This is a genomic window from Gemmatimonas sp. (assembly GCF_021298855.1).
Lineage (GTDB): Bacteria > Gemmatimonadota > Gemmatimonadetes > Gemmatimonadales > Gemmatimonadaceae > Gemmatimonas.
In genome coordinates, this window is record NZ_JAJTHI010000076.1 from 1 (window position 1) to 25,215 (window position 25,215).

At 69.9% G+C, this 25,215-nt stretch carries 19 protein-coding genes; 2 read left to right on the forward strand and 17 right to left on the reverse strand.

Annotation, left to right across the window (positions count from 1 at the left end):
• Positions 1-160: 160 nt before the first annotated feature.
• From priA to LW840_RS16650, 15 genes are all read right to left on the reverse strand, one after another.
• Positions 161-2,452: a primosomal protein N' gene (priA, locus tag LW840_RS16580; RefSeq protein ID WP_291277410.1), complete on the reverse strand. Its 2,292-nt coding sequence runs from the start codon at positions 2,450-2,452 to the stop codon at positions 161-163.
• Between the two features lie 22 nt (positions 2,453-2,474).
• Positions 2,475-3,518, reverse strand: a complete 1,044-nt coding sequence (locus tag LW840_RS16585; RefSeq protein WP_291266657.1) for a dipeptide epimerase — start codon at positions 3,516-3,518, stop codon at positions 2,475-2,477.
• Between the two features lie 21 nt (positions 3,519-3,539).
• The gene (locus LW840_RS16590) at positions 3,540-4,460 is read right to left on the reverse strand and encodes a serine/threonine-protein kinase (RefSeq protein ID WP_291269770.1); all 921 of its coding nucleotides are present in this window, start codon (positions 4,458-4,460) and stop codon (positions 3,540-3,542) included.
• A 116-nt stretch (positions 4,461-4,576) separates the two neighbouring features.
• Positions 4,577-5,596 carry a magnesium transporter CorA family protein gene (locus LW840_RS16595; protein WP_291277411.1) on the reverse strand — a complete coding sequence of 340 codons (1,020 nt, stop codon included), beginning with the start codon at positions 5,594-5,596 and terminating at the stop codon, positions 4,577-4,579.
• A gap of 9 nt (positions 5,597-5,605) precedes the next feature.
• Positions 5,606-6,538 carry a histone deacetylase gene (locus LW840_RS16600; protein ID WP_291268020.1) on the reverse strand — a complete coding sequence of 311 codons (933 nt, stop codon included), beginning with the start codon at positions 6,536-6,538 and terminating at the stop codon, positions 5,606-5,608.
• 67 nt (positions 6,539-6,605) lie between these two features.
• Positions 6,606-8,042, reverse strand: a complete 1,437-nt coding sequence (locus tag LW840_RS16605) for a hypothetical protein (protein ID WP_291277412.1) — start codon at positions 8,040-8,042, stop codon at positions 6,606-6,608.
• A complete protein-coding gene (locus tag LW840_RS16610; protein ID WP_291277413.1) occupies positions 8,039-8,677 on the reverse strand; it encodes a DUF4159 domain-containing protein in 639 nt (212 codons plus the stop codon). Before LW840_RS16610 ends, LW840_RS16605 begins: the two co-directional genes overlap by 4 nt.
• Positions 8,674-10,842 (reverse strand): hypothetical protein, encoded by a 2,169-nt coding sequence (locus tag LW840_RS16615; RefSeq protein ID WP_291277414.1) that lies wholly within the window; start codon positions 10,840-10,842, stop codon positions 8,674-8,676. Before LW840_RS16615 ends, LW840_RS16610 begins: the two co-directional genes overlap by 4 nt.
• The gene (locus tag LW840_RS16620) at positions 10,839-12,233 is read right to left on the reverse strand and encodes a BatA domain-containing protein (RefSeq protein ID WP_291277415.1); all 1,395 of its coding nucleotides are present in this window, start codon (positions 12,231-12,233) and stop codon (positions 10,839-10,841) included. The genes LW840_RS16615 and LW840_RS16620 overlap by 4 nt, the downstream gene beginning before the upstream one ends.
• A gap of 10 nt (positions 12,234-12,243) precedes the next feature.
• Entirely contained in the window at positions 12,244-13,170 is a 927-nt protein-coding gene (locus LW840_RS16625) for a DUF58 domain-containing protein (RefSeq protein WP_291273138.1), read from the reverse strand.
• A gap of 7 nt (positions 13,171-13,177) precedes the next feature.
• A complete protein-coding gene (locus LW840_RS16630; protein ID WP_291268026.1) occupies positions 13,178-14,203 on the reverse strand; it encodes a MoxR family ATPase in 1,026 nt (341 codons plus the stop codon).
• The gene (locus LW840_RS16635; RefSeq protein WP_291268027.1) at positions 14,200-14,547 is read right to left on the reverse strand and encodes a hypothetical protein; all 348 of its coding nucleotides are present in this window, start codon (positions 14,545-14,547) and stop codon (positions 14,200-14,202) included. Before LW840_RS16635 ends, LW840_RS16630 begins: the two co-directional genes overlap by 4 nt.
• A 7-nt stretch (positions 14,548-14,554) precedes the next feature.
• On the reverse strand, positions 14,555-14,902 hold the full coding sequence (locus tag LW840_RS16640; RefSeq protein ID WP_291263134.1) for a hypothetical protein: 348 nt from the start codon (positions 14,900-14,902) through the stop codon (positions 14,555-14,557).
• Positions 14,903-14,969: 67 nt separating this feature from the next.
• A complete protein-coding gene (locus tag LW840_RS16645; RefSeq protein ID WP_291277416.1) occupies positions 14,970-16,244 on the reverse strand; it encodes a GAF domain-containing protein in 1,275 nt (424 codons plus the stop codon).
• A gap of 10 nt (positions 16,245-16,254) precedes the next feature.
• Positions 16,255-16,965, reverse strand: coding sequence for an SDR family oxidoreductase (locus tag LW840_RS16650; protein WP_291266127.1), 711 nt, complete (start codon positions 16,963-16,965; stop codon positions 16,255-16,257).
• 114 nt (positions 16,966-17,079) lie between these two features.
• Between LW840_RS16650 and LW840_RS16655 the strand changes: the two genes are divergently transcribed.
• Positions 17,080-18,261 carry a phytase gene (locus LW840_RS16655; RefSeq protein ID WP_291277417.1) on the forward strand — a complete coding sequence of 394 codons (1,182 nt, stop codon included), beginning with the start codon at positions 17,080-17,082 and terminating at the stop codon, positions 18,259-18,261.
• A 76-nt stretch (positions 18,262-18,337) separates the two neighbouring features.
• Positions 18,338-21,184 carry a TonB-dependent receptor gene (locus tag LW840_RS16660; RefSeq protein ID WP_291277418.1) on the forward strand — a complete coding sequence of 949 codons (2,847 nt, stop codon included), beginning with the start codon at positions 18,338-18,340 and terminating at the stop codon, positions 21,182-21,184.
• Between the two features lie 180 nt (positions 21,185-21,364).
• On the opposite strand, the gene LW840_RS16665 is transcribed toward LW840_RS16660, so the two are convergent.
• Positions 21,365-21,784 carry a hypothetical protein gene (locus LW840_RS16665; RefSeq protein ID WP_291277419.1) on the reverse strand — a complete coding sequence of 140 codons (420 nt, stop codon included), beginning with the start codon at positions 21,782-21,784 and terminating at the stop codon, positions 21,365-21,367.
• A 41-nt stretch (positions 21,785-21,825) separates the two neighbouring features.
• The gene (locus LW840_RS16670) at positions 21,826-25,005 is read right to left on the reverse strand and encodes a glycosyl hydrolase (RefSeq protein WP_291277420.1); all 3,180 of its coding nucleotides are present in this window, start codon (positions 25,003-25,005) and stop codon (positions 21,826-21,828) included.
• Positions 25,006-25,215 lie beyond the last annotated feature (210 nt).

The window sequence follows — 25,215 nt, forward strand, 5'->3', positions numbered from 1 at the left end:
CCGGGGTCAGAGCTGGGGTCAGAGCTGGGGTCAGAGCTGGGGTCAGAGCTGGGGTCAGAGCTGGGGTCAGAGCTGGGGTCGCGCCTCCCCGCCGACCCCTCGGCCGCAGCGCCTTAGCCGGTACGCGTGGCCTGGCGGCGCACGTGTGCCGCACCGCCCGCTACAACAGACTCACGGGGTCCCGGTCCACCACCAGCCGCAGCCCCGAATCGGCGGGCACCGGGCATCGTTCGGCCACATAGCGGGCCACACGCGTCATGAGCCTCGGCTGAGAACTCTTGAGCAGGAAGTGCCACCGCCACCGATCCTTGATGCGATCGATGGGGCACGGCGCCGGCCCCACCAGCACGAGATCACGCAGCCCCTGCCGCCGCATGAGCTGCGTGACCCACTCCGCCGCCGCCGTGGCCGCCGCCCCCGTGGCCCCCTGATGCACGCCGCTGACCATGACGTTGGCAAGGTGCACGAACGGCGGGTAGGCGGGGTGTCGGCGCGCGCCAAGCTCCTCGTGCACGAACCCCACGAAATCATGCGTCAGGGCATGCGTCACGGCGTGTGCCTGCGGCATGCGCGTCTGCACGATCACCTCACCTCCCTTGGGCCCGCGGCCGGCGCGCCCCGCCACCTGGCTGAGCAGCTGGAACGTGCGTTCCGACGCGCGGAAGTCGGGCAGGTTGAGCCCCGTGTCGGCGTCCACCACGCCCACGAGTGTCACGTTGGGAAAGTCGAGCCCCTTGGCAATCATCTGCGTGCCCAGCAGGATATCCACCTCCTGCCGCCCCACGCGATCGAGAATCTGGGTGTGGGCCCATTTCCCGCTCGTGGTGTCCACATCCATGCGCGCGATGCGGGCCTCGGGGAACCGTTCGGCCACGAGCTTCTCCACCTGCTGCGTTCCCAGCCCGCGCCGCTGCAGCGTGGCGTGGCCGCAGCGCGCGCAACTGCTGGGGACATCGGCGTGATGCTGGCAGTAGTGGCACACCAGCGACTCAGGCACGCGGTGATAGGTGAGCGAGATGCTGCAGTGCGGACACACCTGCACATCGCCGCACCCGTGGCACTGTACGAACGCCGCGAACCCGCGGCGGTTGAGCAGCAGCAGGCTCTGTTCGCCGCGCGTGAGCCGCGACTCGATGGCGGCCAGCAACACCGGACTGAAGACACGCAGCAGGGGATCGTAGGGTGCCTGCGGTGCGCGGCTGGCCAGTGCTTCCTTGACGGCGCTCCGCATGTCCACCAGCTGTACCGGCGGCAGCTGCGCGCCGGCCGCCCGATCGGGCAACGTGAGGCGTACCGCCTGTCCGCGATCGGCGCGCTCCCAACTCTCGAGGCTCGGCGTGGCGCTGCCCAGCACGACCAGCGCCCCCTCGGCGCGGGCCCGCACGATGGCCGCCTCGCGCGCATGGTACCGTGGCGTTTCGGACTGCTTGTAGCTGCTCTCGTGCTCCTCGTCCACGATCACCACACCGACCTGCTCGAGGGGGGCGAAGAGCGCCGAGCGCGCGCCCACGGCGATGCGTCGCTCGCCGCGACGGAGCGCCTGCCACGCATCGAAGAGCTCCCCATCGCTGAGCCCCGAGTGCAGCACCGCCACGTCGTTGCCGAAGGCCCCGCGGAACCGGTCGACGGTTTGCGACGTGAGCGCGATTTCGGGGACGAGCACGATGGCCGTCCGTCCCTGCGTGCGCAGCACCTCGCGCAGCACCTCGATGTACACCAGCGTCTTGCCGCTGCCGGTGATGCCGTGCAGCAGAAACACCTGCCCGGGGTCGCCCGCCAGAATGGCGTCGATGGCCGCGCGCTGCGCCGGCGAGGGATGCGGCGGCGGCGCCACGCCGGCGCGCGCAGCGAAGGGATCACGCGGCACCGACTCGTCGCGCACCGCAATGAGCCCGCGCTTCACCATGGCCGTGAAGACACCGGCGGAACAGCCCGCCTGTGTGCGCAGTGATTCGAGCGACGCCGCCCCGCCCTGCGCCTCGAGCAGCTCGTACACCGCGCGCTGCTGCGTCGCCCGCGCAAACGTCTGTTCGCGCTGCAACAGCGAGGGCAGTTCCTGCACCAGGTGCACCATGCGCTGTGTGCGCGACGCCGGCACCGCGGCGCCCGGTTGCAGCAGCGCCGCGGGCAGCATGGCGCGCACCGTGAGCCCCAGCGGCGCCGCGTACCAGTCGGCAATCCAGCGCGCCGTGTGCAGCAACGGCGCCGGCAACGAGGGCGTGTCGTCGACGACCGCCCGCAGGGCCTTGAGCGTTACCCCCGCCGGCGGCTCCGTTTCCCCGAGACAGATGCCGATTGCCGTGCGGTTGCGGAACGGGACCAGCACCCGCGTGCCCGCCGCGATGGGCCACGCCATCTCCGCCGGCACGCGGTACGCGAACGTGCGGAAGAGCGGCACGTCCAGCGCCACATCGACGCAACGGGGAGCGGGGGGCCACAGACTGGCGGGCATGCCTGAAACGTAGCTGCCCGCATCACCCGCGCACCGGATCGCCTCCACGGCGCGTCACCCCGAGCCCCGGGGCATCCCCCAGCACCAGGCGGCCGTTCACCATGGCCGGACCGGCAAACGGGTCATCGGCCAGCAGCGCGGCGCCATCGAGATCGGCATCGTCGAGCAGCGGAGCCAACTGCGCGGCGGCGGCAATGCCCAGCGTGGTTTCGATCATGCAGCCGCACATGACGCGCAGGTCGTGCGCGCGCGCCACCGCGATCATGCGCAGCGCCTCACGCAGGGAGCCGCACTTGGCAAGCTTGATATTGACCCCGTCCACCGCACCCGCCAGGCGCGGAATGTCCGTGGCCGTCACGCACGACTCGTCGGCCACCACCGGCAGGGCGGCCCGCTCACGCACGAAGCGAAGGCCGGCCAGATCGTGCCCGGCCACCGGCTGCTCCAGCATCTCCACGCGCGCGTCGTGCAGCGCGGGCAGCATGCCGAGCGCCTGCGCCGCACTCCAGGCCCCGTTGGCATCCACTCGCAGCACGGCCTGCGGCGCCTCCTCGCGCACGAGACGGAGAATTTCCCGGTCCCAGGACGAGCCCAGCTTGACCTTGAGAATGGGATACGGCGCCGCCTCGCGCACCCGCGCGCGCAGCGTCTCGGCGTCGGGAGCGAGGCCAATCGTAAAGCTCGACTGCGGCGCCGCCGCCCCGTCGAGTCCCCAATAGCGATACAGCGGAAGCCCCACGCGCTTGGCCACGAGATCATGCAGCGCCGCACTCACGGCGCTGCGCGCCGCCGCCTGATGCCGCAGCGTGCGCTCCAGCGCGCGTTCGATGGCCTCGAGACTCCACGCGTCGGCCGCTTCGAGCAGCGGGGCGTACTGCTGCAGCGCCGCCATCACCGTATCGGCCGTCTCGCCGTAGTAGCGGCTGGGCGACGCCTCCCCCCACCCTTCCGCGCCATCGCCATCCACCAGACGCACCCACACCACCCGGTAGGCGCTGGTCCCGCCACGGGCAATGAGGAACGGGTGCCGAGTGTGCACCGCGACGATCTCCGCGTGCAGCTGCATGGGACGCGACGCGAACGGCGATCAGAGTGGCGTGAGCCCCGAGGCGCGCGACACGCGCGCCTGACGGTACTCGGCGCCACCCGCGGGCGACAGGAACTGCACCAGCGCGTCCGCCAGCTCGAACCCACGGTCGTAGCGCTCGGCCGGCTGCTTGGCCAGACAGCGCATGATGATGGCACTGAGTGCCGCCGGCACGCGGGTATCCACCTGATCGGGCGGCGTCGGCGCCTCGTGCACGTGCTTGTAGCCCACCGCGTACGAGTCGTCGCCGTCGAAGGGCGGATGCCCCAGCACCATCTCGTACAGCAGCAGCCCCACGGCGTAGAGGTCGCTGCGCCCGTCCACCAGCCGTCCCATCGCCTGTTCGGGGCTCATGTAGTGCGGCGTGCCCATGGCCCGCCCGCTGGCCGTGAGGCGACCGTGAAAGCGGGCCGTGGCAATGCCGAAGTCGGTGAGCGCCACGTTGCCATCTTCGTCGAACAGGATGTTGTCCGGCTTGATGTCGCGGTGCACCACCCCGTGCCGGTGCGCATAGTCCAGCGCCGTGGCGACCTGCGACGCCACGGAGGCGGCCGTGGTGGCCGAGACGGTCTTGCGACGCGCCAGCAGGTCGGCCAGCGAGCCGCCCGCGTAGTAGGGCATGGCGAGATACTCGAGATCCCCCGAGGTACCCATGTCGGCGATCGCGCAGATGTACGGGTGCACCAGCCGCGACGCCGCCTCCGCCTCGCGCCGGAACCGTTCCCGCATTTCCGGTTCCTGCGACAACGTACGATGCAGCACCTTGATGACCAGCGGCCGACCCAGCACCGCGTGGCGCGCCAGATACACATGCGCCATGCCGCCACTGCCCAGCCGCTTCACCACGGTGTACCGGTTGCCCGTGGCGGTGCGCAGCTCCCTCAGCGCCTCATCGGGAATGTCGAGCGGGGGCGCCGACACTTCAGGCAACGGGACGCTGCAGCGCGTGCACCGCGGCGCAGCGGCGCGGTTCCAGGTGCCGCAGTCAGGGCAGAACATTGGAGCGCGGAAGGCGGAAAGAGGGGGATCCAGTCAATTTACAACAACTGACGACGACGCAGCAGCATCAGGAGCAACAGCCCAAGCCCCAGCTGCACCAGCAGCAGGACCCAGAACCCGTTCGGCCACTGCGTCATCGGCATCCGGCTGAAGTTCATCCCCCACATGCCGCTCACCACCACGAAGGGCAGGGACATGGTCGCGACCACGCTCAATCCCTTCGTCGTGGCACCCAGACGGTTGGACACCTGGGTGAGATACGCATCCATCGTGCTGCTCAGGATATCGCGGTAGGTGTCCAGTGCGTCGTTGATGCGCAGCACGTGGTCATAGATGTCACGGAAGTAGATCTGCACCTCCGGGGCCACCAGCGCGCTCGGGCGATTGGTGAGCACATTCAGCACTTCGCGTGACGGCCCGAGATAGCGCCGCAGCGACAGCACCAGCCGCTTCACCTGAAAGAGGTCGCGCAGGGCCTCCTGGTCAAAACGCGCGAAGACGCGCTCCTCCAGCCCGTCGAGGAAGTCGTCGATCTGCTCGAGAATGGGAAAGTAGCCGTCAATGGCCGTGTCGAGGACGGCGTGCAGCGCGCGCTCCACTCCACGATCGAGCAGGTCGGGTGATCGGCGCATGATCTCCCACACCGTATCGACCGGCGCCATGACGCCCGCATGCACCGTCACGAGAAACGACGGCCCCAGGAAGCAGTGCAGGTCCTTGGTGGCGAGGTCGTACGGATCGTCGGTCTCCGCGGCCAGCTCCACGGCGCGAATGACGATGTACAGGAACCCCGGGTATTCCTCCAGCTTCACCCGGGACGCGGGATTGAGCGTGTCCTCGATTGCCAGCGGGTGCAGCCCGAACACCTGCTCCAGCAGCGCGTGCTGCGACTGCACGGTGCTGTCGATGTCCATCCACAGCGGCCCGCCCGCCGCCAGCAGCTGGGGGATGTCGCGTGGATGGCAATCGCGGACCACCTCACCCTGCGTCGACCGATAGATGGTGCGCGGGGCCGGATCGACTTGACCGGGTACGGACGTGGGAACGATACGCGTCATGGACTTGGCTCAGGCCAGCGCCCGCAGATGCACCAGCACCGCCTTGGCGACGGCGTCAGGGGCGTACCCTCCTTCGAGGGCGCTCACGAGGCGCCCGCCGCACCACTGCTCGGCACGCTCCACGAGCGCCCGCGTGAGCGTGTTCACATCGTCGAGCGTGAGCGTGAACGCGCCCAGCGGGTCACCCTCGAGGCAATCGAAGCCCGCACTGAGCAGGATGAGGTCCGGGGTGAATCCCTCGGTGGCCGCATCGACCGCCGACAGCAGCGCCTCGACGTATCGCGCCGGCGGCAGCGACGGGGGCATGGGCACGTTCCACACGGTGTCGTGCGGGCCACGGTCGTCTGCCGCACCCGTGCCGGGGTACCACGGCCACTGATGCATGCTCACGAAATGGATGCGCCGCTCCTGCTCCACCAGCGCCTGCGTGCCGTTGCCGTGATGCACATCCCAATCGATGATCAGCACCCGCTCGCATCCATGCGTGGCAATGGCATAGTGCGCGGCAATGGCCACATTGCCGAACAGACAGAAGCCCATGGCACGATCCCGCAGCGCATGGTGACCCGGCGGACGAACCGCACAGAAGCTGCGCCGCGCACGGCCGTCGAACGCCATGTCCACGCCGTCCAGCACACACCCCGCCCCCGCGGTGACGGCATCCCACGAGCCCTCGCTGACCACCGTATCGGGATCGAGCCGCCCGCCGCCCGCCGCCACCGTGTCGCGCACGCGTGCGATGTAGTCGCGGTCGTGCGCCAGCGCGAGCTCATCCTCGCTCGCGTGCCGTCCTTCCACGTGCAACAGCGCCTCGAAGAGCGCCACGTCGTACTTGAGCGCTCGCGGGATGGCGACCAGTCGACCGACATGCTCCGGGTGTTCCCACCCGGTATCGTGCCGACCGCAATCGGGATGAGAAATCAGGGCAACACGCTGGCTCATGGCTCAATCGGATGGGAAAGGCGCGAACAGCCGGTCATCGACCACGGGGCGGCACGACGCGCCGTCCTCATCGGGCCCCGCGCAGTCGCCGCGAGCCCCACTCCGCCAACAGCGCCAGCAACGCCGTGAGCAGCAGCACCCACGGACGCAACACAAACGGAATGTCGCCTACACCGCGCCCCACGTCACCTCCGGCGTCGCCCCCCAATGCCTCGCGAGTCGCCGGCGCGGGGCGCCCCACGCGCGCCACGAGGTCCGCATAGGGCGCGCGATCACCCGGGTACCGGTCCGGCGCCATGGGCATCGCGCGTCGGACCGCCGGGACCGCCAGGGCAACGGCGCCCTGCCACCACGCCCGATGCGCCGCCATGCCGTCGTCACTCCCCTGCATGCGCCAACGCCAGCTTTCGCGGTACGGCATGGCGACCACCCGTCCGGCGCCCACCCGACGTGCCACCAACGCCGGTTCGTCGTGTCCGTGATCGCTCTGGTCCGTTTCGAGCACGAGGGCGTCGGAGGCCATGGCCAGCTCCCACGCCTCGAGGCCGCTGCGTGGGCTCGACGTGAGCAACCCGCCGGCAATAGCCCCCCGCAGCTCCGTCGCCCGCGCCGGACGCAGCGCGGCGAGCCCGGGAATGCGCAGCGCATCACCGCCCAGCAGCAGCCCGCCGCCACGCGCCACGAATTGCCGCAGCGCCGCGCCGTCCACGGCCATGCTGTCGGTCACGACCACGGCGGCGTAGCGTGCCGTGTCGAGCCGTGCCGGTGCACCAATGGTCACGCGCCCCGTGGGCGACACGCGCAGCGTCCCATCCACCACCCAACCCGCTTCCTCGAGCGCCGCCACCACGAACTTCCCCTCCCACCCCGGTTCAGCCAGCACCAGCAGACGGCGTGCCGCGCCCGAATCGGGCACCGGCAGGGAAATGGCGTGGCGCCCCTGCCGGACACGCAGCGGCGGGGCCGCGTTGCGCAGCCGCCAGGTCGTCACGAGCGGCGGGGTGGCGACGGAGTCGAGCACACCGCCGGCATCGGCGAGCGTCAGCGACGTGCCCGCGGAAGCCGCCACCCGCACATCGAGCGGCGCCCCCGGGACGGCGGCACGGGTCACCGACGCCGCCACGCCGCGGGCCATGGTGCCATCCAGCCACAGCAACGGCACACCACTCGTCTGCACGCTGCCCAGTCCGGCGCGCACGGCGGCGTCGGGCACCGTCGCCAGCGGCAGGGCGAGGGTATCACGCCGCGAGGCCTGTCCGTCGCGCGGTTCCGCTGCGCCGGCAGCCCCCGCCGCATTCGCGGCGCCAGCCAGCAGCGCCTCGCGTACGGCAGCGAGGGCACGCCCCGCACTGTCCGGCCCCGCGTCCTCGGCAAGCCGCACGACTCGGCGTGTCGGCACGCCCGCATCAACGGCACGGACCGCACGCCAGTGCACGACCAGCGCCACGAACAGCGCCAGTACGCCCAGCAGGCGGCACAGCTGTTCCACGAGCCGACGGTTCATCGCGTGAGCGCGTACACCACGATATTGACCCCGAATCGCGTGTTGTCCACCGACAGGAAGCGCTTGTTGTCGGGGTGAAAACTCCACTCCGAGCTGTAGTCCTTGTTGGAGAAGAGCACCCGAATGCGCCCGTTCTTCACCACGGCGTCGAGCTGTTCGTGCACGAGGTTGTCCCCCCAGCCGTTCATCTCGTGCGACGTGGCAGGGGGCCCGTTCTCGAACACGAAGAAGCAGCGATACAGCTCATGGGTGTTGGGGAGCGGCAGCAAGGGGCCGGCCACCCGGCGGATCTCCTCGCGCGCCGTCTTGTTGAAGGCGCCGTCCACGTCGTGGTTGTGATCGTCCACGAACAGCAGGCCGCCACGATCGAGGTACTTGCCCAGCACCTCCCGCTCCCGGCTGGTGAATCGCACCGGCAGATGTCCCGTGAGATACAACAGAGGGTACGGGAAGACCGCTTCGCTCGACAGCGGCACGATCACCCCCTGCGGCCGCACGGCCAGCGCGGTGTAGCGCGCCAGCGAATCAATGATGTTGGCGGGCACGAGCGGGGCGGAGTCCCAGTCGCCCGACTCGTACTGCGCCGTGGCGAACACGAACGGCGCGCTGCGTGTCCCCGTGCCGGCCACGCTCACGGTGTCACGCCCCCCGACCACACGGTCGCGCGGGTGCGCGAGACGTTGCCGAGGACACGGCGGGCCTGCATGACCGCCGCCGTCGCGTCGCCGCCACGTTCGAACACGTCGAGTACGGCCCCGAGCGCCGCCGCAAAGGCGGGGGCGTCCGCCAGCGCCTCCACGCGCAGCAACGCCACCGAGTCGCGCGCGGCACTGCCGGCAACGGCGACGAGCGAGGTCGCACGCACGAGGCGCGCATCGCGCTCGGCATCGCGCGCCGACAGCGGCGCCCGGCGACTCCGCTGCGTGATCTGTCCGGTGTCCTTGCCCGTGAGTCGCACCTTGGCCAGATCCACGATCACCTGCGGCGGCTTGCCGCGCAGATAAAGCCGCGACGCGGCGCGCGAGCGCTCGATGGCCTCGAGCGCGCGCTTCATGGGCGGAATGGCGCCGTGCGGATCTCCCTGCTCGAGCGCGCGCCCCGCATCCCACATGGCGTTGTACGCCTCCAGCAGCGGCTGGTTGATGGCGATCACCGGGGAATCATTGCCTTCCTCGAGCATGCCCCTCGTGCTCGACGTGCTGATCGACAGCTTCCCCCCTTGCAGATCCACACCGTGATCGTGACCATCGCCAGCCGAATGCGCATGCTCAGCGGCGGACTCCCCGCTCAGCCGCTGGAACACCACGTCCCCGACCGCGAGGCGCAGGCGGGCCTGATCGCGCGCCAGCTTCTGCGATTCACGCCGCACCTCGGGGCGCGCCAGACGCCGCTGCGCCTTGTCGAGTTTCTCCGTGAGCAGCAGCAGCATGCGCTGACTGAGCAGGGACGTGTCCACTTCCGGCGGCGGCGCCGGCTCCACCGCCACCGAGTCGTACTCGGCAATGCGCGCCACGCGGAACGCACGCGTTTCGCTGCTGCCGTATTCGCGATCGGCACTGGGATGGGCGTCGCGCGCCACCGCTCGCAGGTGCACCACGTCGCCGGGCTGCAGCGCCAGCGCCCCCAGATCGAGCGTGGTCCGCAGCCGCGCATCGCGCACGCCGGCCCGCCCGCTCCACTGTTGTGAGGCCAGCATGACCGTGCGTACGGTGAAGCGTTCACCCTCTCCCGATGTCACCAGCAGCTCGAAGTGCGCGCGGGCGAGGCCGATGTCGTCATGCGTCGTGGCAGCGAGCGGCAACAGGCCGCGCGCCTCACGAAAGACGCTGTCGCGCGCCGGCAATTCGAGCGACACGCGGGGTACGGAATCGGCGCGCCCTTCGACAATGAGCAATCGGGCGCGTCCACCGCGTTCGATCCGCAGACTCTGCGCTCCGCCGTTGGCCACGATCGAGGTGCGCCAGCCGCCCTCACTCACCACCACCGCCATGGGGCCACCGCGGCGCCCGATGCTGTCGCCCCCGGCAAACGGAACGCCAGCGCGCTGCACGGTTGGCGCATCGCCGCTGCCACGCACCTCCACCATGCTGCCGGCGAGCGCCGACACCGTGGCGGGATCGTCGTAGTCCTGCACCGCCAGCGCGGCATACGCAGGCGGACGCACACGCACCTGCCACGTCCCCAGCGGCATCGGCGCGGCGCTCGCAGGCCCCGCCGCCGGACCCGCGGCACCCGGGACCGCCGACCGGTCCGCGGCCGCAGGGCGTTCACGCCCCAGCAGCAGCAGCAGCGCCCCCCCAACCCCGAAGGCCGCGGGGGCAGTCCACGCGCGGCGGCGCGCGGCGGCAAGCCCAGGCGTCGTGGGCGCGGTGTCGAGGGCGCGCGCGGCCGCGTTGGCCAGTGAGAGCGGAAGTTCGGCGCGTGCCTCGAGCAGCTCCACCGCGGTCGTCAGCGCAAAGTCGGGAGCCTGACCGCGCGACGCCGCGCCCTGCTCCTCCACCCAAAGGGCGGTATGGGTGAGATCAGGCGCCGGCGCGCGCGTACGCCACCAGGTGGCCACGGCCGCCGCCAGCGATGCGGCCACCGCCCACCACCATGCCGCGGCCATGCCCCCATCGCCACGCCCGGCCAGCTCGGCCGCGAGCAGGCGCGCAATCAGCAGGACCGCGCAGGCGGCCGCACCTGCCAGCAGCAGCTGTCGCCCCACCTGCACGGTGCGCAAGGCGCCCTGCACCGCCCTGATGCGCGCGAGCAGCGTGGCAGTAGCGGGCCCCGAAACCGGACCGAGCGCCGTGCTCACGACACCGCCTCCCGGTCGCGCAACAGCCACTCTGCGGCCAGTGCCAGCAGCGCCAACGCCAGCAACGCCGGGGCCAACCACCACGGATCACTCCCCCGCTGCCACGGCAATTGCGGGTCCCGAAAGGCGGCGGCGGGAGCCAGCCGCCTGTTGTCTCCTGCAGAGACCGCAGCTACCGCAGAGACCGCAGACCCCGCGGAGCCAGACGGCGCCGCAACCGGGCGCACCAGGACTTGCGCAATTGCCGGCGCCGAGGACACCCGAACACCACCGCAGGGCGCGATCAGGGCGTTCATCAACTCGCGCGCACCGGGCGACAGGAGCAGGTCACTGCCACGCGGTACCGCCACCGCCACGGTACGATGGCATGCTGCCCGCTGCCCTGCCGCGCCGCGCTCTTCCACCGCCGCCGGCTGGCCATCACTCCACCAGGCCACCACCTGCACCGGCAGGGCAGCGCGACCCCCCGAATCGATGCGCGCCGCCAGGTGCGGCCCCGGCGCGGCCACACGCACGAAGGGCCCCACCAGCACACCACCTGCCGCAGCCAGCGCGCCGACGCTGTCAGTGGGCGCACGCGGGATCCACCCCTGAGGCATCCCGTCCGCGGGCCAGTGCACAAACGGGCCCGCCGGTGCGGCGGCGTTGTCGGCACCCGCCGTACGATCTGCCGCCGGCGCACGCTCGATCACAACCTCCTGGAGCGCTCCCGCCAGCGACCAGTGCCCAACGGCCGCCGCCACGGCGTCATCGCGCGCCCCGCCTTGCACCCGCACGGCGCCGCGCCCAACGGCCGAGACACCCGACGCACTGTCGCGCGCGACTCGAGGCGGGGCCGTGGTCAGCAGCACCCGCACGGCACCGGGCCAGTATGCGCGCCACGCCGCGTACCCCTGCGTCGTTGCGGCCGTGGATGGCAGCAGCAGCGTGAGTTCCACGGCGGTCAGCGACGGATGACGTGCCGCGGCACGCGCGGCATGCTGCGTGGCCGCCACGAGTGCCGCGCCAGGGTCATCGGCTACACCACGCGCGCCATGCACCTCCACCACGGCGTCGGCGCGGGCCAGTGCGCGCGCCACGGAATCTCGCCAGGGGCGATTGCCCCACTGGGCGTCGTCGGCCACCACGAGGCGCAGCAGCGAAGCCGACGGCCGCTGCCAGCGCACGCCCGACATGGCCGCCCCCGCACACAGCAGCGCGAGCACGCGCAGCAGCAGCAACAACACATCGTTGAGGCGCGGCTGTCGGGCCACGGCGCGGGCGTTGCCGGTGGTCACGAATCGCGCGGTGGGGAGCGCCAGCACGGGCGGGGTGCGCACCGACAGGAAGTGCAGCAGCGTGATGCCACACGACGCCGCCACCGCCGCGCCGAAGATCCACGGGAACGCCACCGTGAGCACGTCAGCGCCCGACTGATGACGATGGCGCGGGGGGCTTCGGCCCCTCAGTCGGCTGCCCCGCACCCGACAGCGCCGTGCCCATCACCACCGCACGCGCGGCACGTGCCGCGTCGTCGCCGGTCCGGACCTCGGTGTAGCCCGCACCCGCCGCACGCCAGCGCGTGCGCATGTCGCGCCGGAAGTTGTCGAAGCGCTCACGGTACGCGGCGCGGCCGGCCGCCGACAGCACGCGTTCATCGCGCGGCTGTTCCGGGTCGTGCACGAGGAACGTTCCCGATGGCAGCGCCAGCTCGGCGTCGGCCACGACATGCACGCACTCCACCTGCGCCCCCGCCACCGTATGCGCCGCCACCGTTCTCAGCAGCGCGTCAGCGTCGCCGAGACAATCGGTGAGCAGCACCACCCGGGCATGCACCGGGAGTTGGGCCACCAACGGCGCCAGCGGCGCGGACCCACCCGGGCCAACACCATCCAGCACGCGGGCAAGCTCCTGCACCGTGCCACGGCGCGTGCGCGGCGGCACGCGCTGCATGCCCTGCGCGTGCACCACGAGCAAGCCCACCGGATCACTCGAGGCATGGGCAATGGCCGCCAGACCCACGGCCACCAGTCGCGCCTGCGCGAACTTGCTGCGCGCGGCGGCCTCCTCCGGAAATGCCATGCTCGCGCTCGCGTCCACCACGATCCACGTGGAAAGCAGCGCCCGGTCGTCGCTGAGGCGCACGAACGCGCGATCACTGCGCGCCAGCAATCGCCAGTCGAGAGCCCGGGGGTCGTCGCCCTGTCGATACAGCCGATACTCGGTGAATTCCCCGGCCGTGCCCTTCTGCGTCGAGCGATGCGCGCCCGGTGGCGCATTCCACACCGCCCGGCGTGCCGGCCAGCGCACGCCGCGCAACGCGTCGAGCAGGGGGCCGTATGCCGACATCGGCCGATCAGGGGGCCGTGGCGCTCGACGGCACCGGCACGTGCGCCAGCAACGCGTCGATCAACGACTCCGCCGCCACGCCGTCCGCTTCCGCCGCGAAGTTGGGGAGCAGGCGATGACGCAGCACGGGCATCGCCACCCGCTGGATATCCGCGGGCGACACCGCCGCCCGGCCGCCCAGCAGCGCGCAGGCCTTGGCCCCCAGTATGAGCGCCTGACCGGCACGGGGCCCTGCGCCCCAGCGCACGTACTGCTGCACCAGCGCCGGCGCCTTTCCCTCCTGAGGGCGCGACGCGCGCACCAGCCGAGCGGCGTAGTGCAGCAACAGCTCGCTGCACGGCAGCGCCCGCACGGCCCGTTGCAGCGCCAGCGCGTCATCGGCGGTGAAGACCGCCTCGATCGGCGCGCCCCGGGCGCCCGTGGTGGTGCGCAGGATGGCCACCTCATCGGCCTCGGTGGGGTAGCCCACCCGAATGTCGAAGAGGAACCGATCGAGCTGCGCCTCCGGCAGCGGATAAGTGCCTTCCTGCTCGATCGGGTTCTGGGTCGCGAGCACGAAGAACGGCTCCGGCAGGCGCATGGTCTGTCCGGCCGCGGTCACGCTGTGCTCCTGCATCGCCTCCAGCAACGCCGCCTGGGTGCGTGGGGGAGCGCGGTTGATTTCATCGGCCAGCACGATGTTCGCAAACACCGGCCCACGCACGAAGCGGAACGCGCGCTGTCCGCCTCCACTCTCCTCGAGGATCTCCGTGCCCGTGATGTCGCTGGGCACCAGATCCGGAGTGAACTGGATGCGGCGGAACTCCAGCTGCATCGCATCGGCGAGCGACTTGATCATGAGCGTCTTGGCCAGACCGGGCACGCCCACCAGCAGCGCGTGGCCGCCGGCCACGAGCGCCATGAGGATCTCGTCAACGACCGCCTGTTGCCCCACCACGCGCTTGCCGATCTCGCCGCGCAGCCGCTGCACCGCGGCAATCAGCGACGACACACTGCGCGCCTCACCGGCACCCGGCTCCGCGATCGCGGTCACTTGAGGGGCCGGCGGCGACGCGAGGTGAGGAAGAAGGTGGACGCGTCCAACGCGCCCGCCGCCTGCAGCGTGACCGACTCCTGCGTCACCTCGGCGCCGTGCAGCTTCACGAGATAGGAATCGATTTCCGCAATATCCGGCAGCAGGTTGGCCATGGCCGCCCGCTTGAGCTCCTGCACCGTGTTCTGCGGCGCGCATGCCACCCGCACTGCATCCCACGCCTCCGCCGCCTGCACGCGCACCACCCAGGGGGCGGCCGCGCCCGCCGGCGCGATGTGCAACACCTCGGGGCGCACACGAAGCTGGTTCACGAAATGGCCGGTCATCTGATCGCTCTGGCTCATGCGCCTCTTACGCAGTAGGGGGAGAGACCGTTTCCTCTCCCGGGGCCGCGGGGGCGTCCGCCACCGGCGGCGCTGGCGGCAGAGACTCGAGGAACCGGGCCACCTGCTGGTCGAACAGATAGCTCGATCCGGTCACGGCCGTCCCTGCCGCCGTGTTGCGTGCACCAATGGCGATTTCCTCGCCGCCCTGCCCGCGCAGCGTCACATGGTTGGGCCCCTGCTTCTCCACGAATGCCGTATAGACCCCGCCGTGACGGCCAAAGAACTGGGCGGCGGCGGCCAGCACCTCGGCCACCGAGAGCGACGTGAGCGTGTCCATCACCTTGCGGTTGGACTGCTGATGTAGTGACGACATAGAGACAATGGTTCAGGGGAGTGTCTACGGCGGGCCAGCAAACCGTGGCGCTGCGGGCGCGGATGCCCTACGGCTGGTGCGTCTCGGCGACCACGGGGAAGACCAGCAGCACTTCGCGCGTCGCGTCAGCAGTATCGGCCAGCTCCACCCGCAGCTCACCCCCCTGCCGACTGGCCAGCGCCCGGGCGAGCGGCAGGTCCACCGCCGTGATCCAGCAGCGCGCATCGGCATACACGTCGTTCGCCGACCACCGCAGCGCATCGGCGCGAATGCGAAGTATAGCAGCCCGCGACGGGCCAGGCGCCGCCGCCGGCTCCTCGAACACGGGACGTCCGTCCCAGGCCACCTGCACCGCCAGAAAGCCGCGCCCCAGGCGGATCCCTGCCCGCACCTGCCCGCCATCGAGCGAAGCCCCCGCCACGCCCAGTCCAATGGCCAGTTCGAGCGTGCGTTCCAGGGAGCCCGGATCGGTGCGCATGGTGGGCAGCAGCACCGTTGGCTCGTCCACGTGCACCGGCACCATTGGGGCCCGCGCGCGCCACGTGGCCGCCGCCCGCTGCAGGGCGTCGCGTGGGTCCACGTCGGCGAGCGCCAGGGCGAAGGTCGGTTGCGTCGCCTCCACATACTCGCGCGCCGCACGCGCCAGCTGATGCACCGACTGCAGCCGTACCGCCGGTGGACGGGTGTCGGCTGCATCGGTCAGGGCAAGCAGCGCCTCGACCACCACCGATTCGGACGCATCACGCGCGCGCTGCGCGTCCTGCCACTGCCGCGCCCGCTGCTCGAGTTCCGCATTGGCTTCGGCCAGCGCGGCGTTGGCCCGCCGCAGCGCGTCGGCGCGACGGGACTTGTCGGTCGCGGCGGCCAGCTGATCGGCGACCAACCGCACCAGCGCGCGCTGCTCATCCGTCACGTGCGTGGCGTCGGCGAAGTAAAAGGCCACCACGCCAAGGGGACCGTCAGCCGTTTCCAGCGGGGCCGCCAGGATACTGCGAAAACCCAGCTCGCGCGCCACATCATGCCACGGCGCCAGCTCGGGGTCGGCCAGCAGATCCACCACTTCCACGAGCCGTCGCTCGGCCACGGCCACGCCGCTCGGTCCATCGCCCACCCGCACCCGCAGGGCGCCGATCCACTGCCGGTAGGTGGCGGGCCATTCATGCTGCGCCACGGGACGCAGCAGTTCGCCGTCGTCGCTCAGCTGCATCACCAGCGAAAAAGTCGCCCCCAGCAGCGGGGTGACGCGATTGAGGGCAAACTGCTGCACATCGCCCGGATGGTCGGCCAGCAGAAAGGCGTGGGCGATTTCCCGTACCGCCAGCAGTTCGCGCGCGTCACTCATCTGGCGTTGCTCAGAAGCTGTCGCGGGGACGCTTGGGCGAGAGCGGCCGCACTTCGAGCCGATGCACCAGCATGTGCGGAGGCGTGGTGACGGCAAACAGCACGGCGTCGGCCACGTTCTCCGGTTCGAGCATCCACGCGGTGTTGGTGCCCTCGGGGAACAGCTCCGTGGCCACCGAGCCCGGCGTGATCACACTCACCCCCACGCCGGCGTCGCGCACTTCCAGCATGAGCGACTCGGCAAAGCCCATCACGAAATGCTTCGTGCCCGCGTAGCAGCTGCCGCCAACGAAGGTGTTGCGGCCCGCCGTGCTGCCAATGATGCACACGTGCCCGCGGCCACGCTGCACCATGCCGGGGAGCACGGCACGCGTCACGTGATACAGCGCGTGCACGTTCACATCCACCTGGCGGTGCCACTCGTCCGGCGTCAGCTCGAGGAACGGTTTGAGCACGGCCACCCCCGCGTTGTTCACCAACACGTCGATCTCGAGGCCGGCAAAGGCGGCACCCGCGGCGGCCCCGTCGCGTACATCCACCGCCATCGTGCGCACCCGGGCGCCGGCCGCTTCGCAGCTGGCGGCAACGTCGCCCAGGCGCGCGGCATCACGCGCGGTGAGCACCAGGTCATGCGTGGGGGCAAGCCGCGCGGCAATGGCGCGGCCGATGCCGCGCGAGGCGCCGGTCACGAGCGCGACCGGACGGAGCAGGTTCTGGGTCATGCTCCAAGTTAGGGATGGATCAGGAGCCCCGGCAGCCGTTTCCCGGCGCTGGCATTACCGATTCGTGACAATTCGGTACCCCCCACCCTGCCCAGCGGCGATCGACTATTCAATATGCCCTCCACCTCCATTCGCCCCCGCACGGTCACGGCCGCCCCACGTCCCCTTCACCGGCGCCTGCCCACAGTGTCCCTCGTTGCCGTGTCGGCGCTGCTGCTCGGTACGGCCTGCGGGGAGACACGCTCGCCTTCCGCCGACTCCGCTACGGGGGGCGCCACCAGCCCAGCCGCCGCCAGCGACACGCTGCAGGCGGCCGTCATCACCCAGACCGTGCTCAACGACTCCGACGACCCGGCCATCTGGATCAATCCGGCGGCGCCGGAGCAGTCGCTCGTGGTGGGCACCGACAAGGGCGATAGCACCGGTGGCCTGTATGTCTTCCGCCTCGACGGCACCATCGACAGCGCGCGCACGCGCCGCCCGCTCATGCGCCCCAACAACGTCGACATCGTGGACGGCTTCGTCATGGGCCGGGACACCGTATCGATCGCCGTCACGACGGAGCGCGGGAAGCAGGCGCTGCGCGTGTACCGCCTGCCCGACATGATCCCCATTGACGGCGGCGGTATCCCTGTCTTCGACGGCGATGTCACCCGGGCCCCCATGGGCGTCGCGGTGCACCGGCGGGCGAGCGACGGTGCCGTCTTCGCCATCGTGGGTGGCAAGGCCGGCCCCACCGACGGCTACCTCTGGCAGTATCGGCTGGTGGCCAACGCCACGGGGGTCGTGCAGGGGACCAAAGTGCGCGCCTTCGGCCGCTACAGCGGCACGAAGGAAATCGAGGCCATTGCCGTGGATCGCACGCTGGGCTTCGTGTACTACAGCGACGAAACCGTGGGGGTGCGGCAGTACCGGGCCGATCCCGATGCCCCGGGAGCGAATGAGGAGCTCGCGCTCTTCGGCACCGCCGGCTTCGTGAGTGATCACGAGGGGATCGGCATTTACCCCACCAGCGACAGCACCGGCTACCTCCTCATTTCCGACCAGCAGGGGCAGCGACTGCGGGTGTTCCGCCGCGAAGGGAGCGCGGGGGCACCGTATGCCCACCAGCTGCTCGCCGTCATCCCCGTGAGCGCCAGGGAAACCGACGGGCTGGAGGTGACCGCCACCCCGCTCGGGCCACGCTTTCCCGAAGGGCTGCTCGTCATGATGTCCACCGATCGCACGTTCCACTTTTTTGATTGGCGGGACATCAAGGCCCGCATTGCACGTCGAGACACGGTTGTTACGAGGTAACGGCCGAGTTGTGATCTGAATGACGGATCGTGGGGGGTCGGCGCGTCGTGCCGGCTCCCCTCCTCTTTTCGATCCCATGCGCTTTATCCTTCGCGTTGCCATCGGCCTCGCGTGCACCAGCTCGGCGCTCAGCGCCCAGGGTGTGGTCACGGGCACGGTTACCGACCCCAGCGGCCGCCCGCTCTCCGGTGTGCTCGTACTTGTCGACGGCACCAGCATTCGCACGTCGACCGACCGGGGGCAATATCGCGCGCTCAACGTGCCCGCCGGCAACCGGACGCTCACCTTCCGCTACATCGGCTACCAGCCCACCTCGAAGACCGTCATGGTCACCGACGGGCGCACGGCCACGCTGGACGTGAAGCTGAGCGAAGCCGTCACATCGCTCACCGCCATCGAGGTGCGCGGTCAGGTGGTGGGTCAGGCGTCGGCGCTCAACCAGCAGCGCACCGCCTCCACCATCTCCAGCGTCATCGACAACGAACTGGTGGGGCGCCTCCCCGACCCCAACATGGCCGAAGCGCTCGCCCGCGTGCCCGGCATTGCCGTACTGCGCGACCAGGGTGAGGGGCGGTTCGTGCAGATCCGCGGCACGAGCCCGAACTTCAATGGCATGTCCATCAACGGCCTGCGACTCGCGACGCCTGAGCAGAACAGCCGGCAGCTGCCCATGGACATCGTACCCTCCGACCAGGCCAGCCAGATTCAGGTGTCCAAGACGCTCACGCCCGACATGGACGCCGACGCCATCGGCGGCAACGTGAACATCGTGACGCGCACGGCGCAGGCCAATCAGCCGCTCCTCAACTTCACGGCGGCGGGCGGCCAGAACCAGCTGGGGGGCGGCGCACTCGTCAACCTCGGTGCCAACGCCGGCAAGCGCTTCGGCAAAAGCCAGAAGTTCGGGGCCATGTTCGGCGGCACCTACTACCGGAACGACCGCGCCTCGCAGAACGTCGAGGGCGACTGGTGCTCGCAGACCCGCAACTGCGGCGTGGGCGCCTCGCTCACGTCGCTCGACGCGCCCAACCTGTTCGAGTATCGCGACTACCCGCAGGTCGATCGCTTGCGCACCGGGGTGAACGGCACGCTGGACTATCTGCTCTCGAACAGCGGGAAGCTTTTCCTGCGCGGTTCGTGGAACCAGTTCAACGACGACGAAATCCGCGCGCGCGCCCGCTTCCGTTTCCGCGGAGGGGGCGGGTCACGCTGGACGCAGGTGAACGCCGACTCGGGCGTCACCACGGGCTCGCAGTTCGACCGGGACATCCGCCTGCGCGAAGTGATGCAGGACATCTACACGGCGCAGCTGGGTGGTGAGCACTACACCAGCGATGGCAAGGCCCTCGATTGGGCCGTGGGGTTCTCCCGCGCCACCGAGAATCGTCCCGGGGCCCTCACCATGGGCTTCCGGCAGAGCAACATGACGCTCGCCTACAACTTCGCCAACGCCGATCGTCCACGGGCCTACGTGGTGACCGGTTCGCTCGATGACCCCGCGCGCTTCGGCTTCAACAGCCTGGCCAACGAGGTGCGCGATACGCGCGACGAGGACCTGTCGGCCAAGATCAACGGGTCCATCCCGGTGCAGATCGGTGCCTTCAGCGGCACCATCAAGGGTGGGCTGGCGGCGCGTCTCAAGGACCGTTCCAACAGCGTGAACGTCTCCAATTACACGAATGCGCTGGGCGCCAACTCGCTCAACGCGACCAGCGCCACGCTCATGGGACTGCTCACCACGGAAACCACAGGGCGCAACCTCTTCGACGGCGACTACGCCTTCGGTCGCACCTTCGACCCGCGGCGCATGCGCGACTTCATTACTGCCAATCCCAACGCCTTCACGCTCAATTCGCTGTCCTCGCAGACGGCCACGGCAGGCGGCTCCTTCGCGGTGCGCGAAGACGTGTACGCCGGCTACCTCATGGCCACGCTCGATGCGGGCGCCTTGCGCCTGGTGCCCGGCGTGCGCGTGGAAGCCACGGAAGTCCAGAATACCGGAAACCTGGTTCGCCTCAACACCGCGGGGAATGCGCTGGCCGAGCCCATCCGCGCCGTCACGGCGAGCGGCAGCTACGTGAACGTGTTCCCGTCGCTCAACGCCACCTATCGTCTGGGTGAGTACACCAACGTGAAGGCGGCGGTCACCACGGCGCTCGTGCGCCCGCAGTTCGGCGACATGGTGCCGTACGTGAACGTGCAGGCGGGTCAGCAGACGGCGTCCGTCGGCAACCCCGATCTCAAGGCCACGACCGCCATCAATTACGACCTCATGGTCGAGCACTACTTCACGAACGTCGGCTTCATCGCCGTGGGCGCCTTTGCCAAGTCGCTCGACAACTTCATCTTCGCCACGGCCCGGGCCCGTACCAGCGAAGACGCCGTGGGTCCCGACGCCACGCAGATCATCCAGCCGGTGAACGGACCGACCGCCACGCTCTACGGCTTCGAGGTGGCGTGGCAGCAGAACTTCACGTTCCTGCCGGGATGGCTCAAGTCGTTCGGCATCAACGCGAACTACACCTACACGCAGTCGTCGGCCGACATCCCCGGTCGCGGGCGCGACGGGGTGAATGCGCCCATTCCCGAGCAGGCGCCGCAGGCGGGCAACATTGGCCTCTTCTTCGACCGGGGCCCGCTGTCGCTGCGCCTGGGCGGCAACTACGCCGGCTCCTTCGTCTCCACCATCAGCGCCGTCTCCCCGGAGGCGGACACGCGCACCAAGGCCCGTTTCCAGGTGGACGCGTCCGGCAGCTACCAGCTGCGCCGGGGAATGAAGCTCTTCGGCGAGTTCATCAACCTGTCCAACACCCCGCTGCGCGCGTACGTGGGCGATCGCCCGAACCGCGGCGGTGGCGGCGACGACCCCAGCTTCGAGTTCTACAAGCCGTGGGGCATGCTCGGCATCCGCATCGAGCGCTGATGTCTGGTCGATGAGACGCCGCCGGTACCGGCGTTGATCGAAAGCCCAACGGGGGCGTCGCCATGACTGGCGACGCCCCCGTTGGCGTTGTGGCGACTGCCCGGCGTGACGGCGCGTCCTGGCGATCTCCGGCGTGCGCACAAACACCGTGGCACGACGCACGCGCTGCCATGTCCCACCTTACGGACTCGCCGGCATCGCCCTCCCAATGCGCACCAGCTGCGCCTCGTACAGCTGCTTGGCGAGCGCCGCCACCGGCTCGTCGGGATGGCGTGTGTAGCGGGTCAGCCACGCCCGCGTATCCTCGTGGGCGTAGTGCGACCCGAGTTCCAGTACGCAGGTGAGCTCGGCCTGCGTATCCGCGGCTTCAGCCGCTTCCTGATACAACGCGAACCCGAACGAATACGCCGTCTCGGCGGCAAGCGAGTCGACGGCGGCCGGCAGCTTCGTGGCCAACGCCTCGTTGGGGCGTCCCGCCTTGAACAGCGGATTACGCACGGCAACACACTCGCTCATGGCCGTCACCACCTTGTCGCGCAGACCCGCACCGCATCCCGCGACGACGGTGCTCAGTGCCACGGCACTGAGCATCGTCGTCACGACACGCGCCCGGGAGCGCCCCCCTCGAGCCGTACGCCGCATCACGGTGTCGCGGAGCATCCCGTTACCACCGTGCACTTGGGGTCGATGGCCGGCAGCTTGAGGCGCGCCAGCTCCGCGTTCACGGCCGGGAGGTCGGCCTTCCACACCTTCTCCAGCGTCGCCTGGTAACCGCCAAGTTCCTTCGACAGGATGGACAGGATCTCGGGCATGTACGTGCCCGGGGGACCGTCGCCACGCTCGGCCATCGACAGCAGGTTCGCGAGCCGGTTGTTCACCTTGATCGGGAAGTTGAGCGGATCCTGCCCCGACTGGTTCTTCACCTGGTAGACGTTCTGTTCCACCGCAAAGGCGTTGGCGCGGAGCGTTTCTCCCTTGGCCTTGAGCTGCGCATCGTCGTTCGCCCGCTTGTAGCGATCGTCCAGCTGCGCCTTCACGTTGCGAATCTCGATCACCGCGCGCTGCGCCTCATTGGTCTTGTCGCGCACCTGCTTGCCGAACGCATATTGCGCCCGCAGGTCGGCGTCGGTGACCTCGGGAATGAGCGGGCTGCGGCGGATGACCAGCGGCGCCTTGAGCTCCTGCCCGTCGGTGGTGAGCCGCACCGTGTAGCGTCCCGGGGGAAGCGCCGGTCCGGCCGTTCCCGCGCCCCAGAGAATCATCCCCGGGAAGCTTTCGATGCCCGTGGCGCGCAGATCGAAGGTGAAACGCGTGAGCCCCGCCTGGAGGGGGAAGCTGCTCGACGTCCCGCGACGGCGACCGCCGACCGCCGCGCCGCTGGCCGACGCCGCGGTGTCACCGGTGAACTCGCGCAGCACCGCCCCGGTGGAGTCCAGCACGGCGAGCGTTCCACGCTTGGGCTTCTCGGCGAGCGTCCAGCTGAGCGCCACACCGGGGGACGAGCGCAGCCCCACCGCCGGGGTGAACAGGTGCGACCGGGCGGCGAGCACCTGCGGCGTGGCCTGCCGCAGCGGCGTCACGTTGTCGAGCACCCAGAAGCCGCGCCCGTGGGTACCGATGACGAGTTCGTCGCGCTCCACGATGAGATCGGCGACCGGAACATCGGGCATGTTGAGCTTGAGGCTCTGCCACTGCGCGCCGTCGTCGTACGAGAGGTACACGCCGTGCTGCGTCGCGGCATACAGCAACCCGCGGCGGGTGGGATCTTCACGCACCGCGTGCACGTAGTCCTCGGCGCCCAGGCCCTTCACGATCTTCGTCCAGGTCTTGCCGTAATCGGTGGTCTTGAAGATGTACGGCGCCCGATCGTTGAGCAGGGGCCGGCGCACCGACAGGTACGCCGTGCCATTGTCGAAGTTGGACGCGTCGATCTGCGACACGCGGCCGAACTCCGGCATCTCCTTGGGCGTGACGTTCGTCCACGTGCGGCCGAAGTCGCGGGTCACGTGCACGAGGCCGTCGTCGGACCCGGTCCAGATGGTGTTCGCATCCTTCTTGCTCGGCCCCACCGAGAAGATCGTGCCGTACACCTCGGGGCCATTCATGTCGCCGGTGATCGGGCCGCCCGACTTCTCCTGCGTTTCCGGCGCGTGCCTGGTGAGATCGGGGCTGAGGTTCTTCCATGTCCGGCCACCGTCACGGGTGGCCCACAGGCGCTGCGACGACACGAACAGCAGCTTGGGATCGACCTGCGAGAACAGAATGGGGAAGGTCCACTGCCAGCGTTCGCGGATCTCCTTCGACGGTTCGCCCGAGTAGAACCAGGGGTACGGATTCACTTCGCGCGAGAGTCCGGTCTTGCGGTTGAACTTGTCGACGTAGCCGCCGTTGTTGGTGCCGGAGAAGAACACGTCGAGGTCGAGCGGGTCGGGGGCGATGTATCCCGGCTCACCGCCACCCACCTGGTACGACACCGCCATCCCTCCCTGCGCTTCCTGACCGGGCGCCGCGTTCTGCCGACCGAGATTCCAGTTCATCGGCGTGCACAGCGTGCTGTTGTCCTGCTGCGAGCCGCACACGTGGAAGGGCACGTGCTTGGTGGTGATCACGTGGTACCACTGCTCGGTCGGGAAGTCCTGCTCGCTGTACTTCTTCCCGGTGTCGAAGGTCACCGCACCGCCGCCATCGTTCCCGGCCACGAGATGCGCCGGGTCGTCCGGGTTGATCCACAGGTCGTGCCAGTCGCCATGACTGCCGGCGCCGATGCTCACGAGCGTCTTGCCGGCATCGCTGGACCGGAAGAATGACACGTTCTGGATGTACACCAGGTCGGCGTTCTGGTGATCGGCGAACAGGTGCGTGTAGTAGAACGCCCGCTGCCGGATGTTGCGGTCACCGTTCACGAAGGTCCACGTGGCCCCGGCGTCATCGCTCCTGAAGAGACCACCATTTTCGTTTTCGATGAGCGCGTAGACGCGCCCGGGCTTCGCGGCGGTCAGCGCCACGCCGATTTTTCCGACGAGGCCGCTGGGCAGCCCCGCGGCGCGCGTGATCTCGCTCCACGTTTCCCCGCCGTCGGTGCTCTTGAACAGCCCCGAACCCGGCCCACCGGAGGACATCTGGTACTCCTTGCGATAGGCTTCCCAGATGGCCGCGTACAGCACCTGCGGATTGGCGCGATCGATCGCGATATCCACCGCGCCGCTCTTGGCGTCACGGAAGAGCACGCGCTTCCAGGTGGCCCCGCCATCGGTGCTCTTGTACACGCCGCGCTCCTCGCTGGGCACGCTGTACTTGCCGAACACTGCGGCGTAGACGATGTCGGGGTTGGTGGGGTGCACGCGGATCTTGGAGATCGCATCGGCGGTGCGGAACCCCACGTGCTTCCAGCTCTTGCCGGCATCGGTGCTCTTGTAGATGCCATCCCCGGGCATGATGTTGCCGCGGATCGCGCTCTCGCCCGTGCCGATGTACACCACATCGGGGTGGCTCTCACTCACCGCCACGGCGCCGACGGACGCGCTGGTGATCTGCCCGTCGGTCACCGGCGTCCACGTCTCGCCGCCGTCGGTGGTCTTCCACAATCCACCGCCCGTGGCCCCGAAGTACGCCTCGTTCTTGCGCCCCTTCACCCCGCTGGCGGCAATGGACCGCCCGCCACGATCGGGGCCGATGTTGCGCCAGCGGAAGTTCTTGAGGAAGGCCGAATCGAGCGTGACCGGCGCCAACGCCGCCGGAGGAGCCGCGGAGCGGCTGGCGGGACGGGCCGGCGGCTGAAGCAGCGCGGCCGCCGGAAGCGACAGCAGCGCGAGGGTACGCACTGGAAACATGACGCGTAGGGGTTCGGGGGAGGGAAACGGTGCCCCAAAGGTACGGGCGGGAGGGAGATCTCGCTGGCGGCAGGGGGAGGAACTGCGCGGGGACCACGCGCGACCGGGGACGCGTTGGCGCGGACGCCCTGGCACGGACGCACTGGCCCCCACGCGTTGGCACCAACGCGGGGGAACGCCGACCCCGACGCCGACCCCGAC